At 35.4% G+C, this 23,872-nt stretch carries 24 protein-coding genes; 14 read left to right on the top strand and 10 right to left on the bottom strand.

Features of this window, described 5'->3' with window-relative positions; all coding sequences use genetic code 11:
* Positions 1-93 precede the first annotated feature (93 nt).
* The 6 genes from AC3B6G_RS02325 to AC3B6G_RS02300 all read right to left on the bottom strand — a co-directional run bounded on the left by AC3B6G_RS02325 (position 94) and on the right by AC3B6G_RS02300 (position 5,912).
* Positions 94-858 carry an ABC transporter ATP-binding protein gene (locus AC3B6G_RS02325; RefSeq protein WP_489848823.1) on the bottom strand — a complete coding sequence of 255 codons (765 nt, stop codon included), beginning with the start codon at positions 856-858 and terminating at the stop codon, positions 94-96.
* Positions 851-1,750, bottom strand: coding sequence for an ABC transporter permease (locus tag AC3B6G_RS02320; protein WP_489848822.1), 900 nt, complete (start codon positions 1,748-1,750; stop codon positions 851-853). The genes AC3B6G_RS02325 and AC3B6G_RS02320 overlap by 8 nt, the downstream gene beginning before the upstream one ends.
* On the bottom strand, positions 1,750-2,751 hold the full coding sequence (gene trpX / locus AC3B6G_RS02315; protein ID WP_489848821.1) for a tryptophan ABC transporter substrate-binding protein: 1,002 nt from the start codon (positions 2,749-2,751) through the stop codon (positions 1,750-1,752). Before trpX ends, AC3B6G_RS02320 begins: the two co-directional genes overlap by 1 nt.
* Before the next feature lie 359 nt (positions 2,752-3,110).
* A complete protein-coding gene (locus AC3B6G_RS02310; protein ID WP_489848820.1) occupies positions 3,111-4,745 on the bottom strand; it encodes an APC family permease in 1,635 nt (544 codons plus the stop codon).
* Between the two features lie 125 nt (positions 4,746-4,870).
* Positions 4,871-5,548, bottom strand: a complete 678-nt coding sequence (locus tag AC3B6G_RS02305; protein WP_489848819.1) for a CPBP family intramembrane glutamic endopeptidase — start codon at positions 5,546-5,548, stop codon at positions 4,871-4,873.
* Positions 5,538-5,912, bottom strand: coding sequence for a VOC family protein (locus AC3B6G_RS02300; protein WP_489848818.1), 375 nt, complete (start codon positions 5,910-5,912; stop codon positions 5,538-5,540). The genes AC3B6G_RS02305 and AC3B6G_RS02300 overlap by 11 nt, the downstream gene beginning before the upstream one ends.
* 101 nt (positions 5,913-6,013) lie before the next feature.
* Between AC3B6G_RS02300 and AC3B6G_RS02295 the strand changes: the two genes are divergently transcribed.
* Positions 6,014-7,567: an ABC-F family ATP-binding cassette domain-containing protein gene (locus AC3B6G_RS02295; protein WP_489848817.1), complete on the top strand. Its 1,554-nt coding sequence runs from the start codon at positions 6,014-6,016 to the stop codon at positions 7,565-7,567.
* A 34-nt stretch (positions 7,568-7,601) separates the two neighbouring features.
* Here the strand turns inward: AC3B6G_RS02295 and AC3B6G_RS02290 are convergent, their stop codons facing one another.
* Entirely contained in the window at positions 7,602-7,853 is a 252-nt protein-coding gene (locus tag AC3B6G_RS02290; protein ID WP_489848816.1) for a hypothetical protein, read from the bottom strand.
* A 59-nt stretch (positions 7,854-7,912) separates the two neighbouring features.
* Here AC3B6G_RS02290 and AC3B6G_RS02285 point away from each other — a divergent pair, with 59 nt between their 5' ends.
* Entirely contained in the window at positions 7,913-8,185 is a 273-nt protein-coding gene (locus tag AC3B6G_RS02285; RefSeq protein WP_489848815.1) for a hypothetical protein, read from the top strand.
* Positions 8,186-8,230: 45 nt separating this feature from the next.
* Here the strand turns inward: AC3B6G_RS02285 and AC3B6G_RS02280 are convergent, their stop codons facing one another.
* Both AC3B6G_RS02280 and AC3B6G_RS02275 read right to left on the bottom strand, forming a co-directional pair.
* Entirely contained in the window at positions 8,231-9,142 is a 912-nt protein-coding gene (locus AC3B6G_RS02280) for a proline iminopeptidase-family hydrolase (RefSeq protein WP_489848814.1), read from the bottom strand.
* A 64-nt stretch (positions 9,143-9,206) separates the two neighbouring features.
* The gene (locus tag AC3B6G_RS02275) at positions 9,207-11,636 is read right to left on the bottom strand and encodes a Xaa-Pro dipeptidyl-peptidase (protein ID WP_489848813.1); all 2,430 of its coding nucleotides are present in this window, start codon (positions 11,634-11,636) and stop codon (positions 9,207-9,209) included.
* Positions 11,637-11,711: 75 nt separating this feature from the next.
* Between AC3B6G_RS02275 and AC3B6G_RS02270 the strand changes: the two genes are divergently transcribed.
* The 7 genes from AC3B6G_RS02270 to AC3B6G_RS02240 all read left to right on the top strand — a co-directional run bounded on the left by AC3B6G_RS02270 (position 11,712) and on the right by AC3B6G_RS02240 (position 16,661).
* Complete coding sequence (locus tag AC3B6G_RS02270; RefSeq protein WP_489848812.1) at positions 11,712-12,122, top strand: bis(5'-nucleosyl)-tetraphosphatase; 411 nt, start codon at positions 11,712-11,714, stop codon at positions 12,120-12,122.
* Positions 12,123-12,133: 11 nt separating this feature from the next.
* Positions 12,134-12,700, top strand: a complete 567-nt coding sequence (locus AC3B6G_RS02265) for a guanylate kinase (RefSeq protein WP_489848811.1) — start codon at positions 12,134-12,136, stop codon at positions 12,698-12,700.
* Between the two features lie 63 nt (positions 12,701-12,763).
* Positions 12,764-13,231, top strand: coding sequence for a hypothetical protein (locus AC3B6G_RS02260; protein ID WP_489848810.1), 468 nt, complete (start codon positions 12,764-12,766; stop codon positions 13,229-13,231).
* Between the two features lie 8 nt (positions 13,232-13,239).
* On the top strand, positions 13,240-14,070 hold the full coding sequence (locus AC3B6G_RS02255; protein ID WP_489848809.1) for a DUF6681 family protein: 831 nt from the start codon (positions 13,240-13,242) through the stop codon (positions 14,068-14,070).
* A 428-nt stretch (positions 14,071-14,498) separates the two neighbouring features.
* On the top strand, positions 14,499-15,152 hold the full coding sequence (locus tag AC3B6G_RS02250) for an amino acid ABC transporter permease (RefSeq protein ID WP_489848808.1): 654 nt from the start codon (positions 14,499-14,501) through the stop codon (positions 15,150-15,152).
* Positions 15,153-15,167: 15 nt separating this feature from the next.
* On the top strand, positions 15,168-15,797 hold the full coding sequence (locus AC3B6G_RS02245; RefSeq protein WP_489848807.1) for an amino acid ABC transporter ATP-binding protein: 630 nt from the start codon (positions 15,168-15,170) through the stop codon (positions 15,795-15,797).
* 12 nt (positions 15,798-15,809) lie between these two features.
* Positions 15,810-16,661, top strand: coding sequence for an amino acid ABC transporter substrate-binding protein (locus AC3B6G_RS02240; RefSeq protein ID WP_489848806.1), 852 nt, complete (start codon positions 15,810-15,812; stop codon positions 16,659-16,661).
* Positions 16,662-16,688: 27 nt separating this feature from the next.
* On the opposite strand, the gene hflX is transcribed toward AC3B6G_RS02240, so the two are convergent.
* The gene (gene hflX, locus AC3B6G_RS02235) at positions 16,689-17,960 is read right to left on the bottom strand and encodes a GTPase HflX (RefSeq protein ID WP_489849556.1); all 1,272 of its coding nucleotides are present in this window, start codon (positions 17,958-17,960) and stop codon (positions 16,689-16,691) included.
* A gap of 152 nt (positions 17,961-18,112) precedes the next feature.
* Here hflX and AC3B6G_RS02230 point away from each other — a divergent pair, with 152 nt between their 5' ends.
* From AC3B6G_RS02230 to AC3B6G_RS02210, 5 genes are all read left to right on the top strand, one after another.
* Complete coding sequence (locus AC3B6G_RS02230) at positions 18,113-19,741, top strand: peptide ABC transporter substrate-binding protein (RefSeq protein ID WP_489848805.1); 1,629 nt, start codon at positions 18,113-18,115, stop codon at positions 19,739-19,741.
* 103 nt (positions 19,742-19,844) lie between these two features.
* Positions 19,845-20,771 (top strand): oligopeptide ABC transporter permease, encoded by a 927-nt coding sequence (gene opp3b, locus AC3B6G_RS02225; protein ID WP_489848804.1) that lies wholly within the window; start codon positions 19,845-19,847, stop codon positions 20,769-20,771.
* Between the two features lie 3 nt (positions 20,772-20,774).
* On the top strand, positions 20,775-21,803 hold the full coding sequence (locus AC3B6G_RS02220; RefSeq protein ID WP_489848803.1) for an ABC transporter permease: 1,029 nt from the start codon (positions 20,775-20,777) through the stop codon (positions 21,801-21,803).
* Positions 21,804-21,815: 12 nt separating this feature from the next.
* Positions 21,816-22,874, top strand: a complete 1,059-nt coding sequence (locus AC3B6G_RS02215; protein WP_489848802.1) for an ABC transporter ATP-binding protein — start codon at positions 21,816-21,818, stop codon at positions 22,872-22,874.
* Entirely contained in the window at positions 22,864-23,808 is a 945-nt protein-coding gene (locus tag AC3B6G_RS02210) for an ABC transporter ATP-binding protein (protein WP_489848801.1), read from the top strand. Before AC3B6G_RS02215 ends, AC3B6G_RS02210 begins: the two co-directional genes overlap by 11 nt.
* Positions 23,809-23,872 lie beyond the last annotated feature (64 nt).

The following is a 23,872-nucleotide window of genomic DNA, read 5'->3' as shown; positions in this document are numbered from 1 at the left end:
ATAATCCCTCCAGACCTAGTTCACAAAGAACAATAGTTATATTATAACAAAAATAAAGAGAATCTGCTGCTTTTTGCGGATTCTCTTTATTTATTAATCTAAATCATCAAACAAGTTGTAAACCTGATCTAGCGTTAACTTTTCTTTTTCTTCTTGGTTAAAGTCATGGATAATTTTTCCATGACTAAGCATTACCAATCGATTTCCGTATTGAAGAGCATCTTTTAAATCATGAGTAATCATTAAGCATGTTAAATGGTCACGAGTAATGGTTTCATTTGTCATTTTCATTAATTGGCGCGAAGTTTGGGGGTCTAATGCCGCCGTGTGTTCATCCAATAATAATAATTCTGGTTGGGTAATGGTTGCCATTAGAAAACTTAAGGTTTGTCTTTGACCACCAGATAAATTTCCAGTTGGAGTATCTAAACGATTGTCCAAATTATTGTTCATTTGGGCGGTAAGTTTTCGGTAGTAGTCGATTCTTCTTTTAAGTCGGCGTGGAACTAAGCCACGGCTTTTACCACGTTTTTCAGCTAGTAATAAATTTTCGGCAACGGTCATTCGAGGAGCAGTTCCCATTTTCGGATCTTGAAAAACACGCCCGAGAAAACGGGTTCTTTTAACCACCGATTCGTTAGTAATGTTTTTTCCCTTTAATTTAACTTCACCTGAAGTCGGGGTTAAATTTCCACTAATTGAATTGAAAAGGGTTGATTTACCAGCCCCATTAGTCCCCAGAATTGTGATGAAATCACCGGAATAAACTTTTAAATTGATGTGATTTAAAATGTTGATTGGTTTATTTGAATTAACCGTTTTAACAATGTTATTTAATTCTAAAATTGGTTTATTCATTAGTCTTTAACCCCCTTTTGAAAGTATGAAGTAAATTGAATTTATCTTTGAAAGCAGGTAAGCCCATGCAGAGAGCAAGAATAATTGACGAAATCAAGTTCAAATCATTAGGATTTAAGCCTAGTTGGAGAACAACGAGTAAAACAAGTCGATAGATGATACTACCTAAAACGATGGCAATCAAACGGGCGTTCATCGTTAATTCACCAAAAACAACTTCTCCAATGATGATTGATGCAAGTGCAACTACGATAATTCCAATTCCCATGTTAACGTCAGCATATCCATTATTTTGAGCAATTAGTGCGCCACCCATGGCAATAATTCCGTTTGAAACACTTACGCCCATAATTTTCATTCGGTCAGTATTGATTCCGATAGAACGAGCCATAAACTCATTATCACCAGTAACGATGAACGCTTGTCCTAAATCAGTTTGGAGAAAGTAAACTAGCAATCCAATGATGATAATAATGACGATCATTCCAAGTGCAACGCTGTTAAAGTAAGCGGGAAGTCCACTGAAAATTTTAGCATTTAATAAATTTGGTTTTCCAAGTAATGATATATTAGCTTGGCCCATAATTCTTAAATTAATTGAATAGGCAGCAGTCATAACTAAAATCCCAGCTAGAAGAGCAGGAATCTTTGCTTTTGTGAATAAAAGGCCAGTGATAGCACCAGCAATGCAGCCAACAACAAATGCGAGAAGTGTGGCAACGATTGGTGAATAACCGTGAGCAATTGCAGCAACACCTGTTGCAGCGCCCATTGGGAAAGTTCCTTCGACAGTCATATCAGGAAAATCTAAAATTCGAAATGTTAAGAACAAGCCAATTCCCAAAACAGCCCATAAGAGCCCTTGACCAATTGCAGAGACAATAACACTCATTAATAAACAACTCCTTTACTTCTTGCTTCTTTCATTAATTTAGCAGGAATTTTAATTCCAAGTTTCTTTGCTTCTGCTCGATTAATGATTACTTTACCAGCTTGGTAACGGTCAACAGCAGTTTTAGATGGATCAGCTTTACCAGAAATGACATCGGCTGTCATCTTTCCAATTGCAACTCCCATTCCAAATTGGTCAACTCCATAGGTTGCTAGGCCTCCAGCTTTGACCATTAGATCAACAGCAGGAAATACAGGAATCTTTGCCTTATTTGTGTTTGCAATCAATGTTGGCATTGCACTAGCAATTGTATTGTCGTTAGTAACAATGACAGCTTGAACTTTACCATCCATTGATTCAGAAACTTGATTTAAATCATTTGAATTAGCAATTGTGAAAGCTTTCAAAGTGATACCCTCTTTTTTACACATCGCTTTAACCATTTTAGCTTGAGCAGTTGCGGAAGGATCACTAGATGTATAGATGATTCCTAATTTTTTAAGATGGGGCATGATTGCTTTCATAACATCAAATTGTTTTTGAATTGGGAACCCATTTTGAACCCCAGTTACGTTGTTGCCTGGATGATTCAAGTTCTTAACTAAACCAGCACCAACTGGATCACTAATTGCTCCCATGATAACGGGACGTTTGTTAATCGTATTAGCTAATGCCTGAGCAGAAGGGGTTGCGATTCCAATCGAAGCATCTAAATTTTCATTCGCAAAGCGACTACTCATGGTTTTTAAATTTCCTTGGTCATTTTGCGCATTTTGATAATCGATCTTAAGGTTCTTACCAACGGTGTATCCCTTATCTTTTAATCCAGCTATGATTCCATGATGAATGGCATCTAGAGAAGGATGGGACATCAATTGGAGGATTCCAACGGTTTTGACCTTGCTATTATCTGAAAATGAGTTACTTGATTGATTTTCTTTAACGTAGGCAAAGCCTAGAAAAACAAGGATAATCGCAATTGCTGCGTACAATCTTTTCATATTCTAAAACTCCTTAATAAATAATTAACTTGAACAAAGCAATAAAAAAAGCGCCATACTTAGTTCTAAGCATGACACTTGTTTGTTATGCCCGGAACGGAGTTTGTTATCCAAACGGGCGCTTTTTGCATGAGAAAGGAGCCGGTTTAGATACGCTTAAACTTGCGTAAGTTCAAGTCGTATCTAAATTGATTACGACTTGATCACCGGTTTTGCCAACGAACATTCATTTTAATATCATAATTGTTCATTAGTCCTTTCTCCTTTCTTCGTTTTAAGATTGTATTAATGATAATATAAGGTTTTTCAATTGTCAAGATAAAAAGGATCCTCAAATTGAGAATCCTTTTGGTTAGATATTATTTGTTTTCTGTATTGTCTTGTCCCATATTAATATCAACTGTATTATTAACTTCTTCAGCTTTTTCAAGGTCTTCGTCGGTTTGGAAACTGTAACTTGAAATTCCCCAGAAGTAGAAAATTAATGCAGCAATAATAATTACGATAAAGTCGAATGGATAAGGAATGGCGTTGATTCCACCAAAACTAGAACTACCAAGATAAGAAATGACTGATAAGAAGATTAAGTAAACGATCATCCATAAACTACTAATGAATTGTTTCTTAGTTTCCTTCCAGTGAGCTTTCCATTCAAAGTAGAAGAAGAATGGTAATCCTAATAGAATAACTCCAATAACCTTAACGGTCGTAGGCCACATTGCCCAGTAAGTAGCTAAACTAGCTAATACGAAAGCAAATGGAGCCATGAATTGTAGCATCTTCAAACGAATTGGTCGTTTGAAATTAGGAGCAATTCTTCTTAAAGTGGTAACCGTAACTGGACCCGTAAGATAAGCGATTAAAGTTGAAGTAGAAATAACACTAGCTAAAGTACCCCAACTTCTAAATGCAGCAACTAGGGCCACACTAACGAATAAGTTAACGATCATAGCAACCCGAGGTACACCCCAACGTTTGTTGATCTTACCTAAGAACTTAGGCATATGTTCGTTAGATACCATCGCAGCTAAAGTTCTACCAGTTTGGGCAACGAATGAAACTCCAGTCCCAAATGGTGAGATGAATGCATCCATGTATAGCAATACTGATAACCATGAAACATTTAATAAAATGGCTAAATCAGCAAATGGGGATTCAAAGTTAACTCCATGCCAGCCATTAACCAATTTGTTATCAGGAATAACACCGATAAATGTGAATTGTAAAAGAATGTAAATTACAGCACTAATTGATAATGAAATAATAATTCCACGTGCAATGTTTTTCTTTGGGTTTTGGATTTCTCGTCCCATATTAATAACAACTTGGAAAGCGTTATATGAGAAGATAATCCCGGAAGAAGTAGTGGCAGCAAAGATAGCAGCACTACCATATGGCATAAATCCACCAATGTGTTCACCAACTAAGTTCCCAGCGTTGAATCCAGACATTAGTAATAAGATAATCGTTAATAACGGAATTACTAACTTAAAGATGGAAATAACACTTGTGAACTTAGCTAATAAATTAACAGACCAATAGTTTAATAAAGTAAAGACAAGAATGAATAAAAAGACAATCAGTAAACCTTCATTGGAAATTTCACCATTACTTAAGAATCCTTTTGTCCAATTAGCCCATGACCATGGCCAGCTACTCATGTATTGAACAGCAGCAACAGCTTCAATTGGAATTAACGTAACCAATGAAACCCAATTAGCCCAAGCGGCAATGAAACCTAATAATGAACCGTGAGAGTACTGAGCATATTTACTCATTCCCCCACTTTCTGGAAACATGGTTCCTAATTCAATGTAGTTAAATGCAATCGATCCAATAACGACCGCTCCAATGATCCAGGAAAGAATGGCGGCAGGGCCGGCAACTTTAGAAGCCTCCCAAGAACCGAACAACCAACCAGAACCAATAATGGAACTAAGCCCTAACATCACGATTTCAAACAAACCTATTTTTTTACTTTTATTTTTACTCATAGTTCTCCTTTCAAATATCTATGAATTATATGTTATCAAATATATTTAGAGTTGTAAAAAAATAATCGGGTAAAATATGATTATAAAAAGCCCATCTGGCGGGAAGATGGGCTTAATAATAGGCATTACAAGATGGCAAATAAATTATTAAAAATATGAATTCCAATACTATAACGAATATCACGAAAATGAAGATAGCAGCATCCAAGAACTAATCCGCCTAGCGAATATAAAAGCATCGTGGGGTCAAAACTTAGTTCGTGGGCATAACCAAATAATAATGAACTAACGATCAAACCAATGATTTGATTCAGCCGAGTGAAATTGTGAATAAAGTAATTGAAAAACAACCCTCGGAAAATCAATTCTTCAAAGATAGGGGCAATAACGATTGAATCAAGTTGATTCCAAAATGGAGACAACCGGTATTGCTGATCAATGATTTGTTGATTATTAGGAGTATTAAGGAATTGGTGTTGGATCAGTAATTCCCAACCGATTTGAATTCCCATGATAATGATTCCAAAGATTATAATGGTCCAAAATTGTTTAAAGTTAAATGGTTTTGAGTTCCAATATTTTATTTTGGTTAGTTGTTTATGGTAACTAAATATCAATCCTGCTAATGAAATAAGGGTATAGATGACAAAAAGAATCAATAATTTATCTTGTTGGATTCCAGGCTTAATTGCTACTGCTGCAATTAGGATCAGAGAATCGATTCCATAAATTATTAGCCAGCATATAAATCGAAGAATATTGATTGGATATACCAACCAACTAGGAAATTTTTTAACGAACATATTCGCACACTTCAATAACGTTGCCATCGGGATCATTTACAAAAACAGCATTCATCATTCCATTTGCGCCACGAGTTTCAATAGGTCCCTTCACGATTTCAACACCATAATTGGCAAGATGATTGGTAACATCCTTCAAAGAATCCTTGGTAATAATACAAAAATTGGCAGAACCAGCAATGTTATTTTTAGGATTCACAGGGGCCTGTTTGGTAAAAATTAATTTTTGATGGCCGAGTTGAAGTTCTAAGACTTCATCAGATTCTTTAATGACTGGAAGATCGAAGACTTCATGGTAAAAACGCATCATTTGATTTAAGTCGTTTGCGATAATTGTTAAATGATCAATATCTTTAATTTTCATTTAAAACATCCTTTCTTCGATGAATATTATAGCATAAGCTAGTCAAAACCCCTTTTTAAGGTTACAATTAAAACATTGATTAAAAATAGAGGAGGATTACAGTGGCGCTCTTAGAAGTTAGTGATTTAAGTATGAGTTTTGCTGATAAGACCTTATATGAAGATGCCAGTTTTCAATTGAACAAGGGTGATCATATGGGAATTGTTGGTCAAAACGGGGTAGGAAAAAGTACCTTAATAAAAATTATCACCGGAACCGAGTTACCCTTGACCGGGAAAATTAATTGGCAAAATAATGTTTCAATTGGATATCTAGACCAATATGCTGATATTCCAGAAGGGATGACTTTGATTCAATTCCTTCACACGGCTTATCAAAATCTCTATGATATGGAAGCCCATATGTCAAAATTGTATGAAGATTATGCAACGACAATGGATGATAAGTTGCTTGAGCAAGCTGGTCGAATTCAAGAAGACTTAGAAGCCAATCATTTTTATGATATTGATACTAAAATCAATCAGGTTATGAGTGGTTTAGGCTTAGATTCAATGGGCAATGATCACCGTGTTGATGAAATGAGTGGTGGACAACGTTCCAAGGTGATTTTGGCAAAATTAATTTTGGAACATCCAGACGTAATTCTGTTAGATGAACCAACCAATTATTTGGATGTGGCCCACATTGCTTGGCTAGTGGATTTCTTAAATTCATTTGATGGAACGTTTATGGTCGTTTCTCATGATTACGGATTCTTAGATCAAGTTACGAACTGTATTTTAAATGTTGCCTTTGGCCAAATCAATATGTATCGCGGCAGCTTTAAACAAGCAATGCGTCAAAAAGATGAACGCGAAAAAGCTCAAAAGAAAGCTTACGATAAGCAACAGATTGAAATCGAAAAGGACAAGAACTTTATTCGAAAGAATAAGGCTGGGTCTCGTTCCAAGATGGCTAAGTCTCGGGAAAAGAAATTAGCGCGAATGGATCAAATTGATCCACCTTCAAGTAATGTGCATGCCCATTTTGATTTTCCATATATTGATACTGGTTCGCAAAATGCACTACGGGTAGAGAACTTATCAGTTGGATATGACAAACCGTTACTTAAGCCAATTACTTTCTCAGTAACGACCGATGAAAAAATCGGCTTGAAAGGTTTTAATGGGGTTGGTAAATCAACCTTGATTAAGAGTATTTTGGGAATTATTAAACCATTAGGTGGAAAGGCGACATTCTCGCCATCTGCCAAAGTGAACTATTTTAGTCAAGATTTAGTTTGGTCAAATGGAATGGAAACACCAATCCAAATCGTTCAAAATAAAAATGATCAATTATCACCAAAAGATATTCGAACAAAATTAGCTAAATGTGGATTAACTTCTGATAATGCCATGAAGCCTATTAAAGAACTTTCTGGTGGGGAACAAATGAAGGTTAAGTTAACGTTAGCTGAATTTGTGCCAAGTAACTTTTTGATCATGGATGAACCAACGAATCACTTGGATGATGAAACTAAGGAGTCATTAAAACAAGCAATTGATCGTTTCCCTGGAAACGTGATTATTGTTAGTCACGAAACTGATTTTTATGATAATTTAGTCAACAAGATCTTGAATATTGAAAAACTAAGTTTAAAGGATCGTCCGGAATAAACAAAAACGTCAACGATAATTGTCGTTGGCGTTTTTACTTGAATTGTTTTAATAAATTCAATACATCTTGCTTATTAATGAGACGGTGATGTTGATAATTAAAAAACATTGGTTGGTTAAGGTCAATTAAATTTAAATCATGTTTATTATGAAATGAATTAGCAATGTCGCAAGCATCTCCGATTCCATCTAACTTTGGAAATTTTAATTCATTCATGATGCTGCCCAAAACAGCATCTGGTGATTCATGTTCTAGAGCGGCTTTGTATTTTTCAATATCTAACAAATGATCACTCCTTTTATGCTGAATTATAACATTAAATTGATCGGAAGCGAGGTAAAATGATGTTAAAAGACATTCATGATAATATCAAGAAACACTATCAAAATGGTGATTATAATAATCAATATTCAAATTACGAACAAAAGTTTAATCCAAACGCTGGTAAAGATTTTGAACAAGGTTACTCACAAGCAGAAAAAGATTTTAAAGCTGAGAAAAGATTTAAACTTTATCCGATTAAATTTTGGCAATTTTTGAACAAACTGCTTAGAGGACGTTTGAATGAAATCGTAGCTTTTATGAATGGGTATAATCAATTTAAAAAACAACATTAAAAAAACGCTTCGTCAAATGTGACGGAGCGTTTTTTGATTATAAGATTACTTGTTAAAAGTGCCGGCTTCAACTTCACGGATATAATCTGCGAGATGTTTATAGTAAACAGGTGCATTATCGATCATATGATGATGACCACCATTAGGTGTTGAAACGAACTTAGCGTTTGGAATCATTTTAGCCATTCGTTTTCCAGTTTCAATGGGCATGGATTCATGTTCACCAAAAGTGACAAGAGTGGGAACTTTGATATCCTTTAATTTATCAGTATTATGCCATTCACCCAGTTTACCAGTGATAACAAATTCATTATCACCTTGGAAGGCATTGTAAATTGTAGTATTAGAAATATCTCTAAGATGGGAAATCGCAGCAGGTTGTTTACGATCAATGTAACCTCGGTTTAACTTATCCACATCCTGTTGATAACGTTTATTATCGTAAGTGTTTTCTTTTTCACATTTTTGCATGAATGCTAATTCGTCTGGAGAGAATTCTTTTTCGCGAATTTGATTTAAATGTTTAGTGTAATCATCAATATCATCGACCATTGATGAAATAATGGCACCTTTAAGGTGTTCACCAAAATTTTCAGCATAGAGTTGTACTAACAATCCACCCCATGATTGGCCAATTAAGTAGAATTTATCGATTCCTAATTTTTGGCGAACTTCTTCAACTTCGTTCAAGAAATAATCATAAGTTAAGACATCTTTTTTTACTTTTGGATCATCAAAATCAGGATTATCAGAGTACCATGAACCCAATTGATCGTACATATGAACTTGAACATCTAATCCTTGTTTTTTTAATTGTGCAGCAGTATCTTCCCAATATTCATGACAACCACCAGGACCACCATGAAGAGCTAACAAGTGAATTGGGCCTTTCCCATCAGTGTGTGTCCATAAGTGATAGCCATTATCTAGAGTAATAATTTTAGAACCTTGTTTCATTTTGATGACCTCATTTCAAAGTTAAATTACATTAATCGTAACACTATTATGAATATTTCGACAATTACTTTTGCTTAAATGGAACTTGTAAACAGCTTGTGGATAACTCAATTTGGTAATTTATCGGTTCAAGATCACGAATCGTAGTTGTTAAATCAGTTCCGCAAATAACTAATCCTAATTGGCGCCCCTTTGGCAAGTGATAAAATGTTGGTTGAAAGTTGAATTGACAATGATATGCATGGTTGGGGATGACTTCATTGACTTTATCAGCACCATTGATATTTTGTAAATTTAAATGAGCTTCACTGATTTTTTTGAATGGAGTGGAGTGGTCTTGAAGTTTAAAGTCTCTTAAAGTATCCTTTCGCCAATGATAACCAAGATTAATATTTCCAATCCCAATGTTTTGTGGAGTGATGGTAAAGCGCTTAGCATCACCATAATCAATCAAAAAAGCAGATACAAGACCAATTTGATGGTCTGATTTAATTGTTAATTTTAACGTGACAGTTCCATCTATCCACATATCTGTGGATAACGGTTTGGTTTTAAATAATAATCGTTGGTTTGTAAGTGGCGATTCTGAATTGAACAAATCATTGATCCATTTTGTATAGTCGCCGTTCTTTTGGTTGATAGTATAGGCTATCAATTGATTTTGAGTTAGTGAATCCTGGTATTTTAATAATTTTTGAGGACTTTTGGTCCTAGTTAGTTGTCCACTTGCCTGTGGATAAAGTTCTTGTTTTTCTGAATGGTCCCAATTGGAATAACTCGTCCATGTTTGGGGTAACACATTATCTTGAATCATGACATTTGGTAAGTGTGTTTCTACTTGGTTATCGACGTTAAGCAAATGCTTTGTCATCCATAAGTTAGCAATTTCTGAAAAATCAATCGATTGAAAATTGTTGATATAAATATGTTCACCTTGATGGAGAATAATTTTATGCTTACCATCGAGTTGGTTAATTTTTTTCCACAGATGATTTGAGTTTCGTGGTTTTACGTTCCAATCATTTAAACCATGAACAATTAACATGCCAGCATTGATTTGATTAATTCTTTTGATGTAGTTGGCATTGTCCCAGAATTGATTATAATTACCACTATCCCGGTCTTGACCCTTCGCAATCGATTGAAGTTGGGTTTGCCATTTTTGGTGAATTTGCCAATAGTCACCAGCTGTTTGTTGGCGACTGAACGTTTCTTCGGCTAAAACATCAGCATCTTCACCTTGAAAACCACCAGGGGCTGCAACCAGTCCATTTTCCCGGTAATAATCGTACCAACTTGAGATGGCAGCTTCCGGAATGCAAGCCTTTAATCCACTAACGTTAGTGGCAGCTGCCGCAATTTGGAGTGTTCCTAAATAAGACCGTCCCGTCATTCCAATGTTATGATTTGACCACCACGCTTTGATGGCCTGATTATCGGTTTTGTTCGTGAAAGCAACTCGGTTTCCAGTTAACCATTCGATGACGGCGGTAGTTGAAATCGTTTCTAATTGGTCACCCGTTGTTCTGAAACCATCAGAATATTTGGTACCGATTCCAGATGAATATGCAACTGCGAATCCGCGGGCTAAGAAATAATCATTTAAAGTATACGTCCAATCATCTTCAAAGGTTTCGGTTGTTGAATCAGTTTCACTTTTAATTTTTCTTTTCTCAGGAATGGCGGTATTGTCAGGGCGTTCAGTTGTTTTGATTGTTTCAACACCAGGTCGTTTATGTTTTAATGGAGTGTTAACATTATGGGTCATTTTTAAACCATCTTCATCATTTGTCCCTTGATTATAAGGACTGGCAGTAAAAATAACGGGAACTTTTAGGCCTTGGTTAGTTTCACTAGGGCGAGTAATTTCAACTCTTAATAGATCACGTTTACCATCATGATCAGTATCGAGAGGAGCTTCGACGTAAACGACTTCACGAATTAACTTGTCAGTATCGAAGACCGCTTGGGATTTACCGTTGAACACTAACGGATGTGGTAAATCAGAGAATGCTTTAAAATAGCCCTGACTTGCCAAAACGTCTAGGAACGGTTGGCCATTTTTACCGCGAGTGTTCAATAATAAGTACCAAGCTTGAATCAAATCTTGATTATCCCAATTCTCGTGATTACTTTGATATATGGGGAGGTTCATTTTTTGCATTGCATCGATTGAATGATCGATTTTAAAGTCGGTTTCGACTAAAAAGCCAAGGAGTTGAAGAGCAACGTTATAAAAATTAGTGGCATTTACTTGGGAACAGGTGCTAATTTGACTACCATTGTGTTGATCATCCAACAGAAGATTATGGAGCATCGCTTCTTTTTGGGATGTAGTTGACTGATTGACTTGAGTCTTAACTAATAACTTTGAAAATAACGTGGTAGTCGACAGTTGTTTCCATTCATCTGACTCAAGAAAATGAATCGTTTTTAATTCACTTACTTCTTGGTCAAAGTCAGTTGGTATTAGAGCAAATTGATGGTCTTTCATACTGAACCCCTCCTATAATTTGTTATAATGAATTATAAGCTGTCACATAATAAAAAACAAAGAGGAGTCTTTAAAATGGTTACAGAACAAGATGGTGGCGTTATTATTTATCGAATTGAAAATGATCAAATCGAATATCTTTTATTAAGAAGTGCAACTAGTGATTTCTGGGGTTTTCCAAAGGGACATAATGAAAATAATGAAAATTATCTTCAAGCAGGAATTCGAGAAGCAAAAGAAGAAACTAATTTGGATGTTCATCCTGATACTAAGTTCAATACGGAACTAGAATATGATATGCCCAATGGTCATCATAAGAAGGTTGTTTTCTATACGGCTAAAGTTGATAGTGATGCAATCGTAACCCGCCAAAAAGAAGAAATCAGTAACTACGGTTGGTTTGATTATCAAAAGGGGTTAGAACAGTTAACTTATGATAATTTAAAGCCTGTTTTAGAAGCTGTTAATAAGTATTTAGAAAAATAGGAGTTTTGATAATGAAAAAAACGCTGTTTATTATTACTGGAGCAGCGGGGACAGGGAAAACAACGGTTTGTCATTATCTTTGTCAGCATTACCCTGTTACTCGGGTAATTACACATACAACTCGAGCGCCTCGTGTTGGTGAAAAAAACGGGGTTGATTATTATTTTGAAACTCCCGTTAGTTTTAAAAAGCATCATTATTTTGAAGCTGTCCACTATTCAAATGCGGAGTATGGTTCCTCTAAAGAGGGACTCCAAAGTGCATGGCAAAAGACACCCCTTGCTTGTATTGTTTTAGATACAACTGGAGCGTGCTCTTATCTAGAAAAAACGAATGATCGAATTATTGTTTTATTTTTAACGGTTGGCAATAAAAATCCTAATATCCTTAAATTAAGGATGGAAAAACGTGGGGATTCTGAACAACAAATCCAGAAACGATTAGCTAGTAAGACGAATCAACGCGATTACGATGTCCCAGAATCACTGAAGGGACATGCAATCGTTGTCCAAAATGATAATTGGACGCATTGCCAAAAACAATTGGATAAAATTATTAAAAAAGTAATTAATTCTTAAATCAAAGTTAATTAAAAGTTGCTATTTTAAAGTAAATAATACGTATGACAGGGATGAATAAACATGGATCATCGAACACCACCGTTACTGACTCCTTTTGCAATTTTATCAATTTCACTTGCGATTGGAGCAGCTAACGTTGTGAATAATAAAATTACCCACTCCGTAGAAGGAGCTCCGGAAACGAGTCAGCCAACTCGTTCACCTTTTAACCAACCTCGGTCAAATAAAAAAATGAACAATAAGAATAGCAGCAGTGACGATAGTAAAGAAAGTCGTGATAGCAGTTCCAACTCGAGCTCTAGTTCCAATCACGATGATAATAAGGATAATTCTAGTAGTGAAAGTTCTTCTGACCATTCTAAATCAGATAATTCGTCAGCTCAGAGTTCTAGTGATAATAAGAGTAGTGAAAGCAGTAATAGTTCCAGTTCATCAACCAAATCGAATCAAAATGAACAGAATGATCAAAATAACCAAACCAAGCAAAATGATACTCAAACCAGCAACAGTAACGATAATGAACAGTAGGTGAAAAAATGTTTAGTCTTTTAGATCTAATCAATCAGTATTTGGGTTACATCAACATGAATACGAAGATAAAGAATCGTGTATATAATATTGCCGGAACACTAGGTGTTTTTTATCTATTTTATATTTCATTTCGTTTTTTAGCGAACCAATACTATTTACGTGGGGGACTAATTTTATTAGTAGCCCTTATTTTTGGATATTATTTATATTTGAATTACTATTATTTCTTTTCTAAATATCAAGCGCCGTTCGATATTTCGGCTAAATTAGCAAAAATTTTGCATATTAAACCAAAAGAAGATGTTGAAGAAACTCCTCATCGAGTGATGTCGAATGAAAATGGAATTCAAAATGCATATCATGATGATTTGAATGGCCATTTTCCAGCCCAACACGTTCTACCAGCAAAGCTAGTAGTAGATGAACAAGATACCCAAATGATCAATCGAGTTGCTGAAGATATGCGTCAAAAAGGTTTATTACAAACTAACTATAATGGCCAAAGTCAAAAGCAACTGTTCCAACAACTACGTCGAAATGGCAACTTACCACTTTATGCAATTGGTAAAGGAGCGTTAATCCCTTACTTTGATATTCGATGGGAAAATCAACAGTATGTTGTTTATGCAGGATTAAATATGGCTCATTGTTATCGTGTCGGCATTTTACAAAGTGTTGGATTACAATCTGTTACCTCTTTAAATACCCAACAAGTTCACCTATATCCGGCTTCATTGGTTCTTGTGGGCGGAAACTATGTTACCATGGGCAGAAATGAACCAATGAGTAATTATGGAGACTATGCCGTTCGAGCACGAATCGCTTTTAAAAAATAAAAATATTGACGATTGATTATAATTTAGATATAATCATTAAAAAAGAATAAAGATGTTGATCAGGAATGGAATTTATTTAATTCTTCAGAAAGCTTATGATGATGGGATATAGGCAAATTAAGTTATTCTTCACACCTGTGAGTCGATATTTTTGAATTCTAGTAGAAAATTTCCGGTTAAACGCGTTATTGTTGAAGTTTAGTAAATAAACTCATTGAGTTTCATTGTGTGAACAATGAAAAAATTTGAGGTGGAACCGCGATTCACTCGTCCTCTTAGGCTTTTTTGCCTAAGGGGATTTTTTATTTATTGAACTCACAGAGATAGTTCATGTGAATGAACTATGAACTGAGGTGGCACCACGTTAATTAACGTCCTCTTAGATTAATTTCTAAGTGGGCGTTTTTATTTTAGAGAGGGGTTTTAAAATGTTCAATTATATTACTGAGATTTTACCTTCATTATTGTCAGGGGTAAAAGTTACTTTACAGATTTTCTTTTTCACCTTAATTTGTTCAATTCCATTAGGAATTATTGCTGGGGTTGGTTTAACATCGAAGTTTAAACCATTGGCAGATGTATTAAAATTTTATGTTTGGATCATGCGGGGAACACCATTACTATTACAATTGATTTTTGTTTTTTACGGGTTGCCAATGTTACCAGGAGTGCAAATTGTTTTTCCAAGATTTGATGCGGCATTATTTGCCTTCATTTTAAATTACACGGCCTATTTTGCTGAAATTTTCCGTGGCGGGCTTCAATCAATTCCAAAGGGACAATACGAAAGTGCTAAGGTATTACGATTGAGCTATTGGCAAACTTTTAGAAAAATTATTGTTCCTCAAGTAATTAAAATCGTAATCCCGTCAATTGGAAATGAAGTTATTAACTTAGTTAAAGATTCATCTTTAGTCTATGTAATTGGAATTGGGGATCTATTAAGAGCTGGAAATGTGGCTTCTGCTCGGGATGTAACTTTGATTCCATTAGTATTGGTAGCAGTTATCTATTTATTATTAACAGCAATTTTAACTTTCTGTTTACGAAAAGTAGAAGGTCGTTTTGGAAATTGGAAATAAAAGGGGGAAACTAAGATGCTTGAACTAAAAAATATTACAAAACGGTTCGGTGATAAAACGATTATTGATAAATTGAACGCTAAGATTCCAGATAATCAAATTACTTGTATTGTGGGACCATCTGGAGCTGGTAAAACAACGTTATTAAGATGTATCAGTGGTCTTGAAGCCGTTAATACCGGTCAATTTATTTTAGATGGGAAACCGTTTGATCCAATGGCTAAGGATAATAACGTGATTGGAGTTGTTTTTCAAGATTTTCAATTGTTTCCGAATTTAACAGTTATGCAAAACATAACTTTAGCCCCAACGTTAGTATTAAAAAAATCAAAGGCGGATGCTGAACAAGTCGGTCAAGAACTTTTGAATAAGTTAAATTTGAATGGAAAAGAAAATCTTTATCCATATCAATTATCTGGTGGGCAAAAGCAACGGGTGGCAATTGTGCGTGCGTTAGCAATGAATCCCAAAATTATTTGTTACGATGAACCAACCTCGGCATTGGATCCTAATTTAAGAAATGAAGTTGCTAAGATTATTTTAGAATTAAAGAAAACCCAAGTAACTCAAATTGTGGTTACTCATGACATGGAATTTGCTAAAAAGATTGCAGATAACATGTTAACAGTAACGCCTTTTAATTAAGGAGGAAATGGGATGAAAAAAGGATTTAAATGGTTAGCCATTGCATTATTACTGATAACTGTGATTCCACTTAGTGGATGTCAGTCAGTAGTGCAACGATCTGAAACTGAAAATACTTGGGATAAGATTAAAGCCAAAAAAGAAATCGTCGTTGGGTTGGATGATAGTTTTGTTCCCTTTGGGTTTGAAACGAAGGGTGGTAAGATTACCGGATACGATGTTGATCTTGCTAAAGAAGTCTTTAAACGTTATGGAATTAAAGTTTCCTTTCAACCGATTGATTGGTCGATGAACGTCACTGAATTACGAAATGGAACGATTGATTTGATTTGGAACGGATTTACGATTACGCCAGAACGAAAGAAACAGATTGCTTTTTCTGAACCTTATTTGTACAACGATGAGGAATTAGTAACCTTAAAACAATCTAAGATTCGTAAATTATCAGATATGAAAAACAAGGTAATTGGAACCCAAAATGGATCTGCAGATTTAATTAATTTTGATGCTCAACCAAAGTTACTCAAAAATAAAGTTAAAAATAAGTCAGCTATTTTATATGATTCGTTCACAGATGCCTTTATTGATTTAAATGCGAAACGAATTCAAGGCCTATTGATTGATAGTACTTATGCTGGTTATTATATTCGCCACCAATCAAACGCCAAGAAATATTATACCTTTAATGGTCCATTTGCTCGATCTGAATTTGCGGTCGGGATGCGAAAAGGAGACGTAACTCTACGTCAAAAAATTAATCGGTCCTTAAATCAAATGGCAAAAGACGGTGAATTAAAGAAAATTACTCAAAAGTGGTTTGGTAAAGAATATGATTCGCCTTTGATTAAAAATAATCAAAAATAAAAAAGTTATCTGATTAGGATAACTTTTTTATTTTGTCAGATATTTATTATATTTAGCAACATCACGTTCAGGTAATTCCACAGTCAAACGAGTTCCATCGTCTTGGTATGCAGTTTTTAAAACGTTACTTTCTTGATTCAATTGATTAACAATTTGGCCCTTATCAAAGGGAATCAAGAAATCTTTTGTGACGTAGTTATGAAAGACCTGTTCTTTTATCATCGCAATTAATTCATCGATCGATTTTTCATCCTTAGCAGAAATGATGATGTTATTTCCTTCTCGGAATGGATAATGATCATCCGTTAAATCTGCTTTATTATAAACGGTGATCATTGGAACATCAGTGACGCCAATTTGATTTAAAGTATCGTTAGTGGTCTCGATCATTACCTGGCGATCAGGATCAGAGCTGTCAACAACTTGAACTAATAAGTCAGCATTTTTGGCAGCTGCTAAAGTGGAACGAAAGGCATTTACTAATTGATGGGGTAAACGACTGACGAATCCAACCGTATCACTAAGAGTTAGTTGCTTGTTATCAGGAAAAATCAATTTCCGAACGCTGGTATCTAGCGTAGCAAAGAGCATGTTTTTAGTCATGACAGTTTTATCAGTTTTCATTCCATAACGAGTTACTAATTCATTCATAATCGTTGATTTACCAGCATTCGTATACCCAACTAGTCCAACGGATGGAAATGGTTGTTTTTCACGACGCTGGGTTTTAGTTTTATCAGCAACCGCAATGGCTTTTAATTCATTTTTAATATGGGTAATGTGATTTTGAATCGTTCGGCGATTCATTTCCAATTTGGATTCACCAGCTCCACGACTGGTAAATCCACCTCCACCAGCCCCAGTTTGTTGATCTAATCGTTGACTAGCACTAGTGTGAAGGCGCGGAAGTTGGTATTGTAAACGAGCTAATTGAACTTGGAGTTTTGCTTCATGGGTTTGCGCCCGATTAGAAAAAATTTCAAGAATGAGTCCAGTTCGATCGATTATTTTGGCTTCCGTTCGATTTTCTAAATTTCGAATTTGACTAGGACTTAGTTCATCGTTCGCAACGACAGTGTCAACGCCATGAACTTTCACCATTTCAGCAATTTGTTCAACTTTTCCCTTTCCAAAATAAGTTCCAGAATCAATATGATCTGCTTTTTGAGTGATGGTATCTACAACTTCCATGTTATTAGCGACGGCTAAATTGTTTAGTTCTTGCATTGAATAATCAAAATGATCATCTTTAACGTTTAAGCCGATGGTAATGATGGGTGTTTTATGGTCTAAATCAATTTCTTGCATTTTGTTCTCCTTAATTTTTTACTTGTTTTTGTGGTGTTCAACAGGTTCATTCATTGTCTAGTGTACAATTTAATGCTAGAATTACTATACTATCAACCTATTATAAGTGATTTACATAATATTACCAACAAGGAGGAATTGAGATGAAGTTGAGTGCTGTTTTTGCCATTGGAACTGTGATTTTACTTTCCGCTGTTGGATTAACTGCTTGTGGGCAAAATTATAATAGTGATCAAGGAAAACAATTAAAAACCATTAATTGGGCAACAAGTGCGAATCTCCCTACCCTAGATCCATCTAAAGCAACCAATCAAATCAGTGCAACTACCCTCCAAAATAGTAATCAAGGATTATTAGTTAATGGGAATCAAAATAGATTAACAATGGGATTAGCCAAAGATTATCATGTTAGTCAGAATGGAAAAACATATACATTTCATTTAAGAAAAACGAAGTGGAGTAATGGGAAGCAGCTAACTGCACGTGATTTTGTTTATGGGGTCCAAAGAACTGTTGATCCCAAAACTAATTCTCAGGGATCATCATTGTTGAATCATCTCAAGAATTATGAAAAAGTGATAACAAAGCGACTCCCAATTCAAGCACTAGGAGTTAAAGCAGATGGTAAATATACCGTGGTCTATCAGCTGTCGAAACCACAACCAGATTTTAAATATATCTTAGCGCTTGCTCCATTGGGACCGCAAAGTAAAACGATCGTTCAAAAATATGGTAGTAAATATGGTACGCAGAGCAATAAGATGATTTATAGCGGTCCATTTAAGGTTACGAATTGGAAACATGATAGTACTAGTTGGAATTTGGTTCGGAATAAAAATTATTATGCAAATAATGAAACTAAATTAGAGCGAATTAGAATTAATCTTGTCAAAAATGGTAATACTGGCTTGAACGAGTATCAAAGTGGGATTTTAGATGAAATGATTTTGAATGAATCAGACCGGGTGGCTAAGTTCAAGGATGATTCTGAGTTACATTTTCGATATCCAGCAGCAACGGTTTATTTAGCTTTTAATTATAGAAAAAATCCAGCTTTACGAAATATTCATATCCGAAAAGCCATCTCGATGGCAATAGACCGCGAAAAACTAACATCTTCTGCTTTAGGTGACGATTCAATTCCAATTACTAACAATATTCCTCATAATTTAGGGTCTTTAAATGGAACTAGTTTTTACAAGGCTTCCACGATTAAGGGATTAAATGGTTATAATTTTTCTGCAGCTCAGAAACAATTCCGTCTCGGATTATCAGAACTAGGGAAAAAGAGCTTGAACCTAGAGATGTTATCTGATGATACGCCGACTGGTAAATCAACGCTTAATTTTGTTAAATCAGAATTAAATAAGTTACCAGGATTAAATGTTAACAAAAAACACTACTCTTTTAGGACACAACTTATCCATAGTCAAAAAGGACAATTTGATATTTTAGTAACGAGTTGGTTTGCGAATTATCCAGATCCAATTGATTTCTTACAATTGAATTCGAAAAATAGTCCTTATAATTATGGTAAATGGAATGATGCCGAATTCGAGAAGAATTACGAACTAGCTGAGAATAAAGATGCTGAACATCCGCAAAAAAGATGGCAGGATATGATTAAAGCTGATCAAATCTTACAAAGAAAAGTTGCAATTGTTCCGTTATATCAAAAAGTTCAACCACAAGTGATTAAATCAAGAGTGAAGGGACTCGGCGTTTCTCAGACTGGAGGGCAATGGGACTTTCGTTTTATGAGTGTGGAATAATAAAGCAGGTTAAATTAAAATTCTTAATCGAACTAGATTCTGGATATCAATTTAATCGGGTATAATATAAATTATTAAATATTTAGTAAGGAGTGAATGTTAGATGGCCAAATATTTAGCCAAAAGAATTTTTTATCTGGTCTTAACGTTATTTATTGTAACAACGGTGACGTTCTTTTTGATGAAGATCATGCCAGGGACACCATTAACGAACCAAGATAAATTAAGTCATAGCGAAATTCATTTAATTTATAAACAATACGGTTTAGATAAACCGTTATGGCAACAATATATTAATTATTTGGTCAATGCGGTTCACGGTAATTTCGGAACATCCTTTCAATTTAGTGACCAACCAGTATCCTATTTGATCAAGAGCCGAATTGGGGTTTCTCTTCAATTAGGAGCTCAAGCAATGATTATTGGAATTCTATTAGGAATAGTGGTTGGTTCTGCTGGAGCAATTAAACACAATACATGGATCGATACTATTGCAACGATCGTTGCAGTATTGGGAGTTTCTGTCCCATCATTCGTACTCGCGATCGTTCTTCAGAATTGGTTCGGATTAAGACTACGATTATTTCCGTTAGCAGGTTGGAATGGTTGGATGTCAACGGTCTTACCAACGTTAGCCTTAGCAGCGTTACCATTTGCAGAGTCAGCACGGTTCGTTCGAACGGAAATGATTGATGTTTTAAATTCTGATTATATTGAGTTGGCAAAAGCCAAGGGCTTGAAACAAGTTGGAATTATTTATCACCATGCGTTACGAAACAGCTTAATTTCTTTAATTACGGTTATTGGACCATTAGCAGTCAATATTATGACTGGTTCAATGGTTGTTGAAAATGTTTTCTCGATTCCAGGAATCGGAGAACAATTTGTTAAATCCGTATTAACGAACGACTATCCTACAATAATGGGATTGACGATTGTTTATAGCTTTATGTTATGTGTCATATTATTGATCACCGATGTGATTTATGGAATCGTTGATCCCCGAATTCGAATTAAAGGAAAGGAGTAAAAAATGTCAGATAAGCAAAAATTACCAACAGATGCGTTTACTCCACTAACTGATCAAGAGCGGAGTCATATCGATCGCGAAAAGATAACCGCTCCTTCATTGACCTTTATGCAAGACTCGTGGCGCCGACTAAAACATAATCGAGCTGCGATGATTTCCTTGTGGCTCTTGATTATTTTATTTGTGGTTGCATTTGGCTCGCTTCTTTGGACTCCTGCTAATCCTAATACGGTGCATCCTAACTATGCCAATTTACCACCTAAATTGCCCTGGATCGACATTCCTGGTTTGAATGGGACCATCGTTCAAGGGGGACAACGAGTTGATGCGTATGCACAAGCGCATGTTGCTAAAAATGTCTATTATCTTTTAGGAAGCGACTATTTAGGTCGGGACTTACTTTCTCGAATCCTTTATGGAACGCGAATTTCTTTGACGATTGCGGTTGTTGCGACTTTCTTTGATTTAACAATTGGGGTCGTTTATGGTTTAGTCTCTGGCTGGATCGGCGGTAAAGTCGATATTGTAATGCAACGGTTTATTGAAATTTTGCTTTCAATCCCTAATTTGGTAATTATGATTTTATTAATTTTAATTTTAAAACCAGGAATGTTATCAATCATCTTAGCAATTGCGATTACCAGTTGGATCAACATGGCACGTTTAGTTCGGGCTCAAACTTTAGAGCTGAAGAATCGTGAATTCGTTTTAGCTTCCCGAACCCTCGGAGAATCGCCAGTTAAAATTGCAATCAAGCACTTACTACCGAACACTTTAAGTGTCATTATTATCAATACGATGTTTACGATCCCCAATGCCATTTTCTTTGAAGCTTTCCTATCGTATATTGGGATCGGAATCAAAACCCCAGGGGCTTCATTGGGAACGTTGATCAGTAATGGGCAGAGTAATTTTCAGTTCCTACCATATCAAATGTGGGAACCCGCAATTGTATTATCTGTATTGATGATTGCCTTTAACGTTCTAGGAGATGGAATGCGCGATGCATTTGATCCAAAGTCTAGAGAGTAGGAGGAAAGTTAGATGCCAAAAGAAGACAACATTTTAGAGGTACGTAATCTGGAAGTTAACTTTAAAACCTACGCTGGAAAGGTCCAAGCAATTCGTAATGTTAGTTTTGATCTTAAAAGGGGAGAAACATTAGCAATTGTTGGTGAATCTGGTTCCGGAAAAACAGTGGCAACGCGTTCCATTTTAAGATTGATGGATAATAATGCTGAGATTGCAGCTGGTCAGATTATGTTTCATGGCAAAGATCTATTAAAGATTAGTAATCAAGAAATGAGTTCGATTCGGGGAAATAAGATTGCTGAAATTTTCCAAGATCCAATGACATCATTAGATCCCACCATGAAAGTTGGCAAGCAGATTGCTGAACCACTAATTATTCATCAACATCTAAGTCGTAAAGATGCAATGGCAAAAGCGTTACGAATGATGGAACAAGTAGGGATTGAAAATGCGAAGAATCGAATTAATGATTATCCGCATCAATTTTCTGGTGGGATGCGACAAAGAATTGTGATCGCAATTGCATTGATCAATGCTCCAGAAATTATTATTGCAGATGAACCAACAACAGCTTTGGATGTAACGATTCAAGCTAAGATTATTGAATTGATGAAAAAATTACAAAAAGAAGTTAATACTTCAATCATTTTTATTACCCATGATTTAGGAGTAGTTGCTGGAATTGCTGATCGAGTTGAAGTTATGTATGCTGGTAAAATTGTTGAATATGGAACGGTTGATGAAATTTTTTATGACCCTAAACATCCTTATACTTGGGGGTTATTAAGCTCAATGCCAACATTGAATACTAATAGTGATGTTTTACCATCAATTCCAGGAACGCCACCAGATTTATTAGATCCACCAACTGGGGATGCATTTGCTGCGCGAAATAAATATGCTTTAAAAATCGATACTATTGAACAGCCGCCATTTTTCAAGGTCAGCGATACTCATTATGCAGCAACATGGTTATTAGATAACAGAGCCCCAAAGGTAACCCCGCCGGATGTAATTGTTGAACGGCAACATAAATTTGCACGAAATGGTGGTGAATTAAATGCTGAATAAAGATGCGAAAAAAATTTTAGAAGTTTCTAATTTGAAGCAGTATTTTGATCAAGGGAAAAAAGACGAAGTTAGAGCTGTTGACGATTTGAGTATGCATATTTATGAAGGGGAAACGTTTGGATTAGTTGGTGAATCTGGTTCTGGAAAAACAACAACGGGCCGAGCCATTATTCATTTGTATGACCCAACTGCCGGTAAAATTGTGTTCGAGGGACAAGATGTCTCAAAATTAAAAAGTAAAGCTGATAAGCAAAAATTTCATCAAGATATTCAAATGATTTTTCAAGACCCGTATGCTTCCTTGAATCCACGAATGAAGGTTCGTGACATCATTGCCGAAGGAATTGACATTAACCATTTAGCCAAAGACAATGAGGAACGAAACCAAATGGTCAATGATCTTTTAGAAACAGTTGGATTGAATAAGGAACATACTACTAGATATCCGCATGAGTTTTCTGGAGGGCAACGTCAGCGGATTGGAATTGCTCGTGCTTTAGCTGTTAATCCTAAGTTTATTATTGCCGATGAACCAATCTCAGCTTTGGATGTTTCGATTCAAGCTCAAGTCGTGAATTTAATGAAGCGGCTTCAAAGAGATAAGGGACTTACTTATCTATTTATTGCTCACGATTTATCGATGGTTAAATATATCAGTGATCGAATTGGCGTGATGCATCAAGGAAAGCTCTTAGAAGTTGCTGATTCAGACGATCTATATGATCATCCGTTGCATGACTATACAAGAAGTCTATTATCTGCTGTTCCAGTTCCTGATCCGGAAGAAGAACGCCATCGTCATATTATTGATTATGACGATAGTAAAGAAAATGATGGTCAAGAAAGAACATTAGTTGAAATTGCACCGCGTCACTTTGTACGAGCAACTTCAAGTGAAGTTGAATTTTATAAAAATCGATATCAAAACAAATAAAAAAGATGGCTTTGGGAGTGTATCCCAAAAGTCATCTTTTTTGTGAGTTAATTTAAAACCATTT

The sequence above is a fragment of the Nicoliella sp. ESL1149 genome (assembly GCF_058107265.1).
The sequence above is the reverse complement of the archived record's forward strand: the minus strand, read 5'-3'. Positions and strand labels throughout refer to the sequence as shown.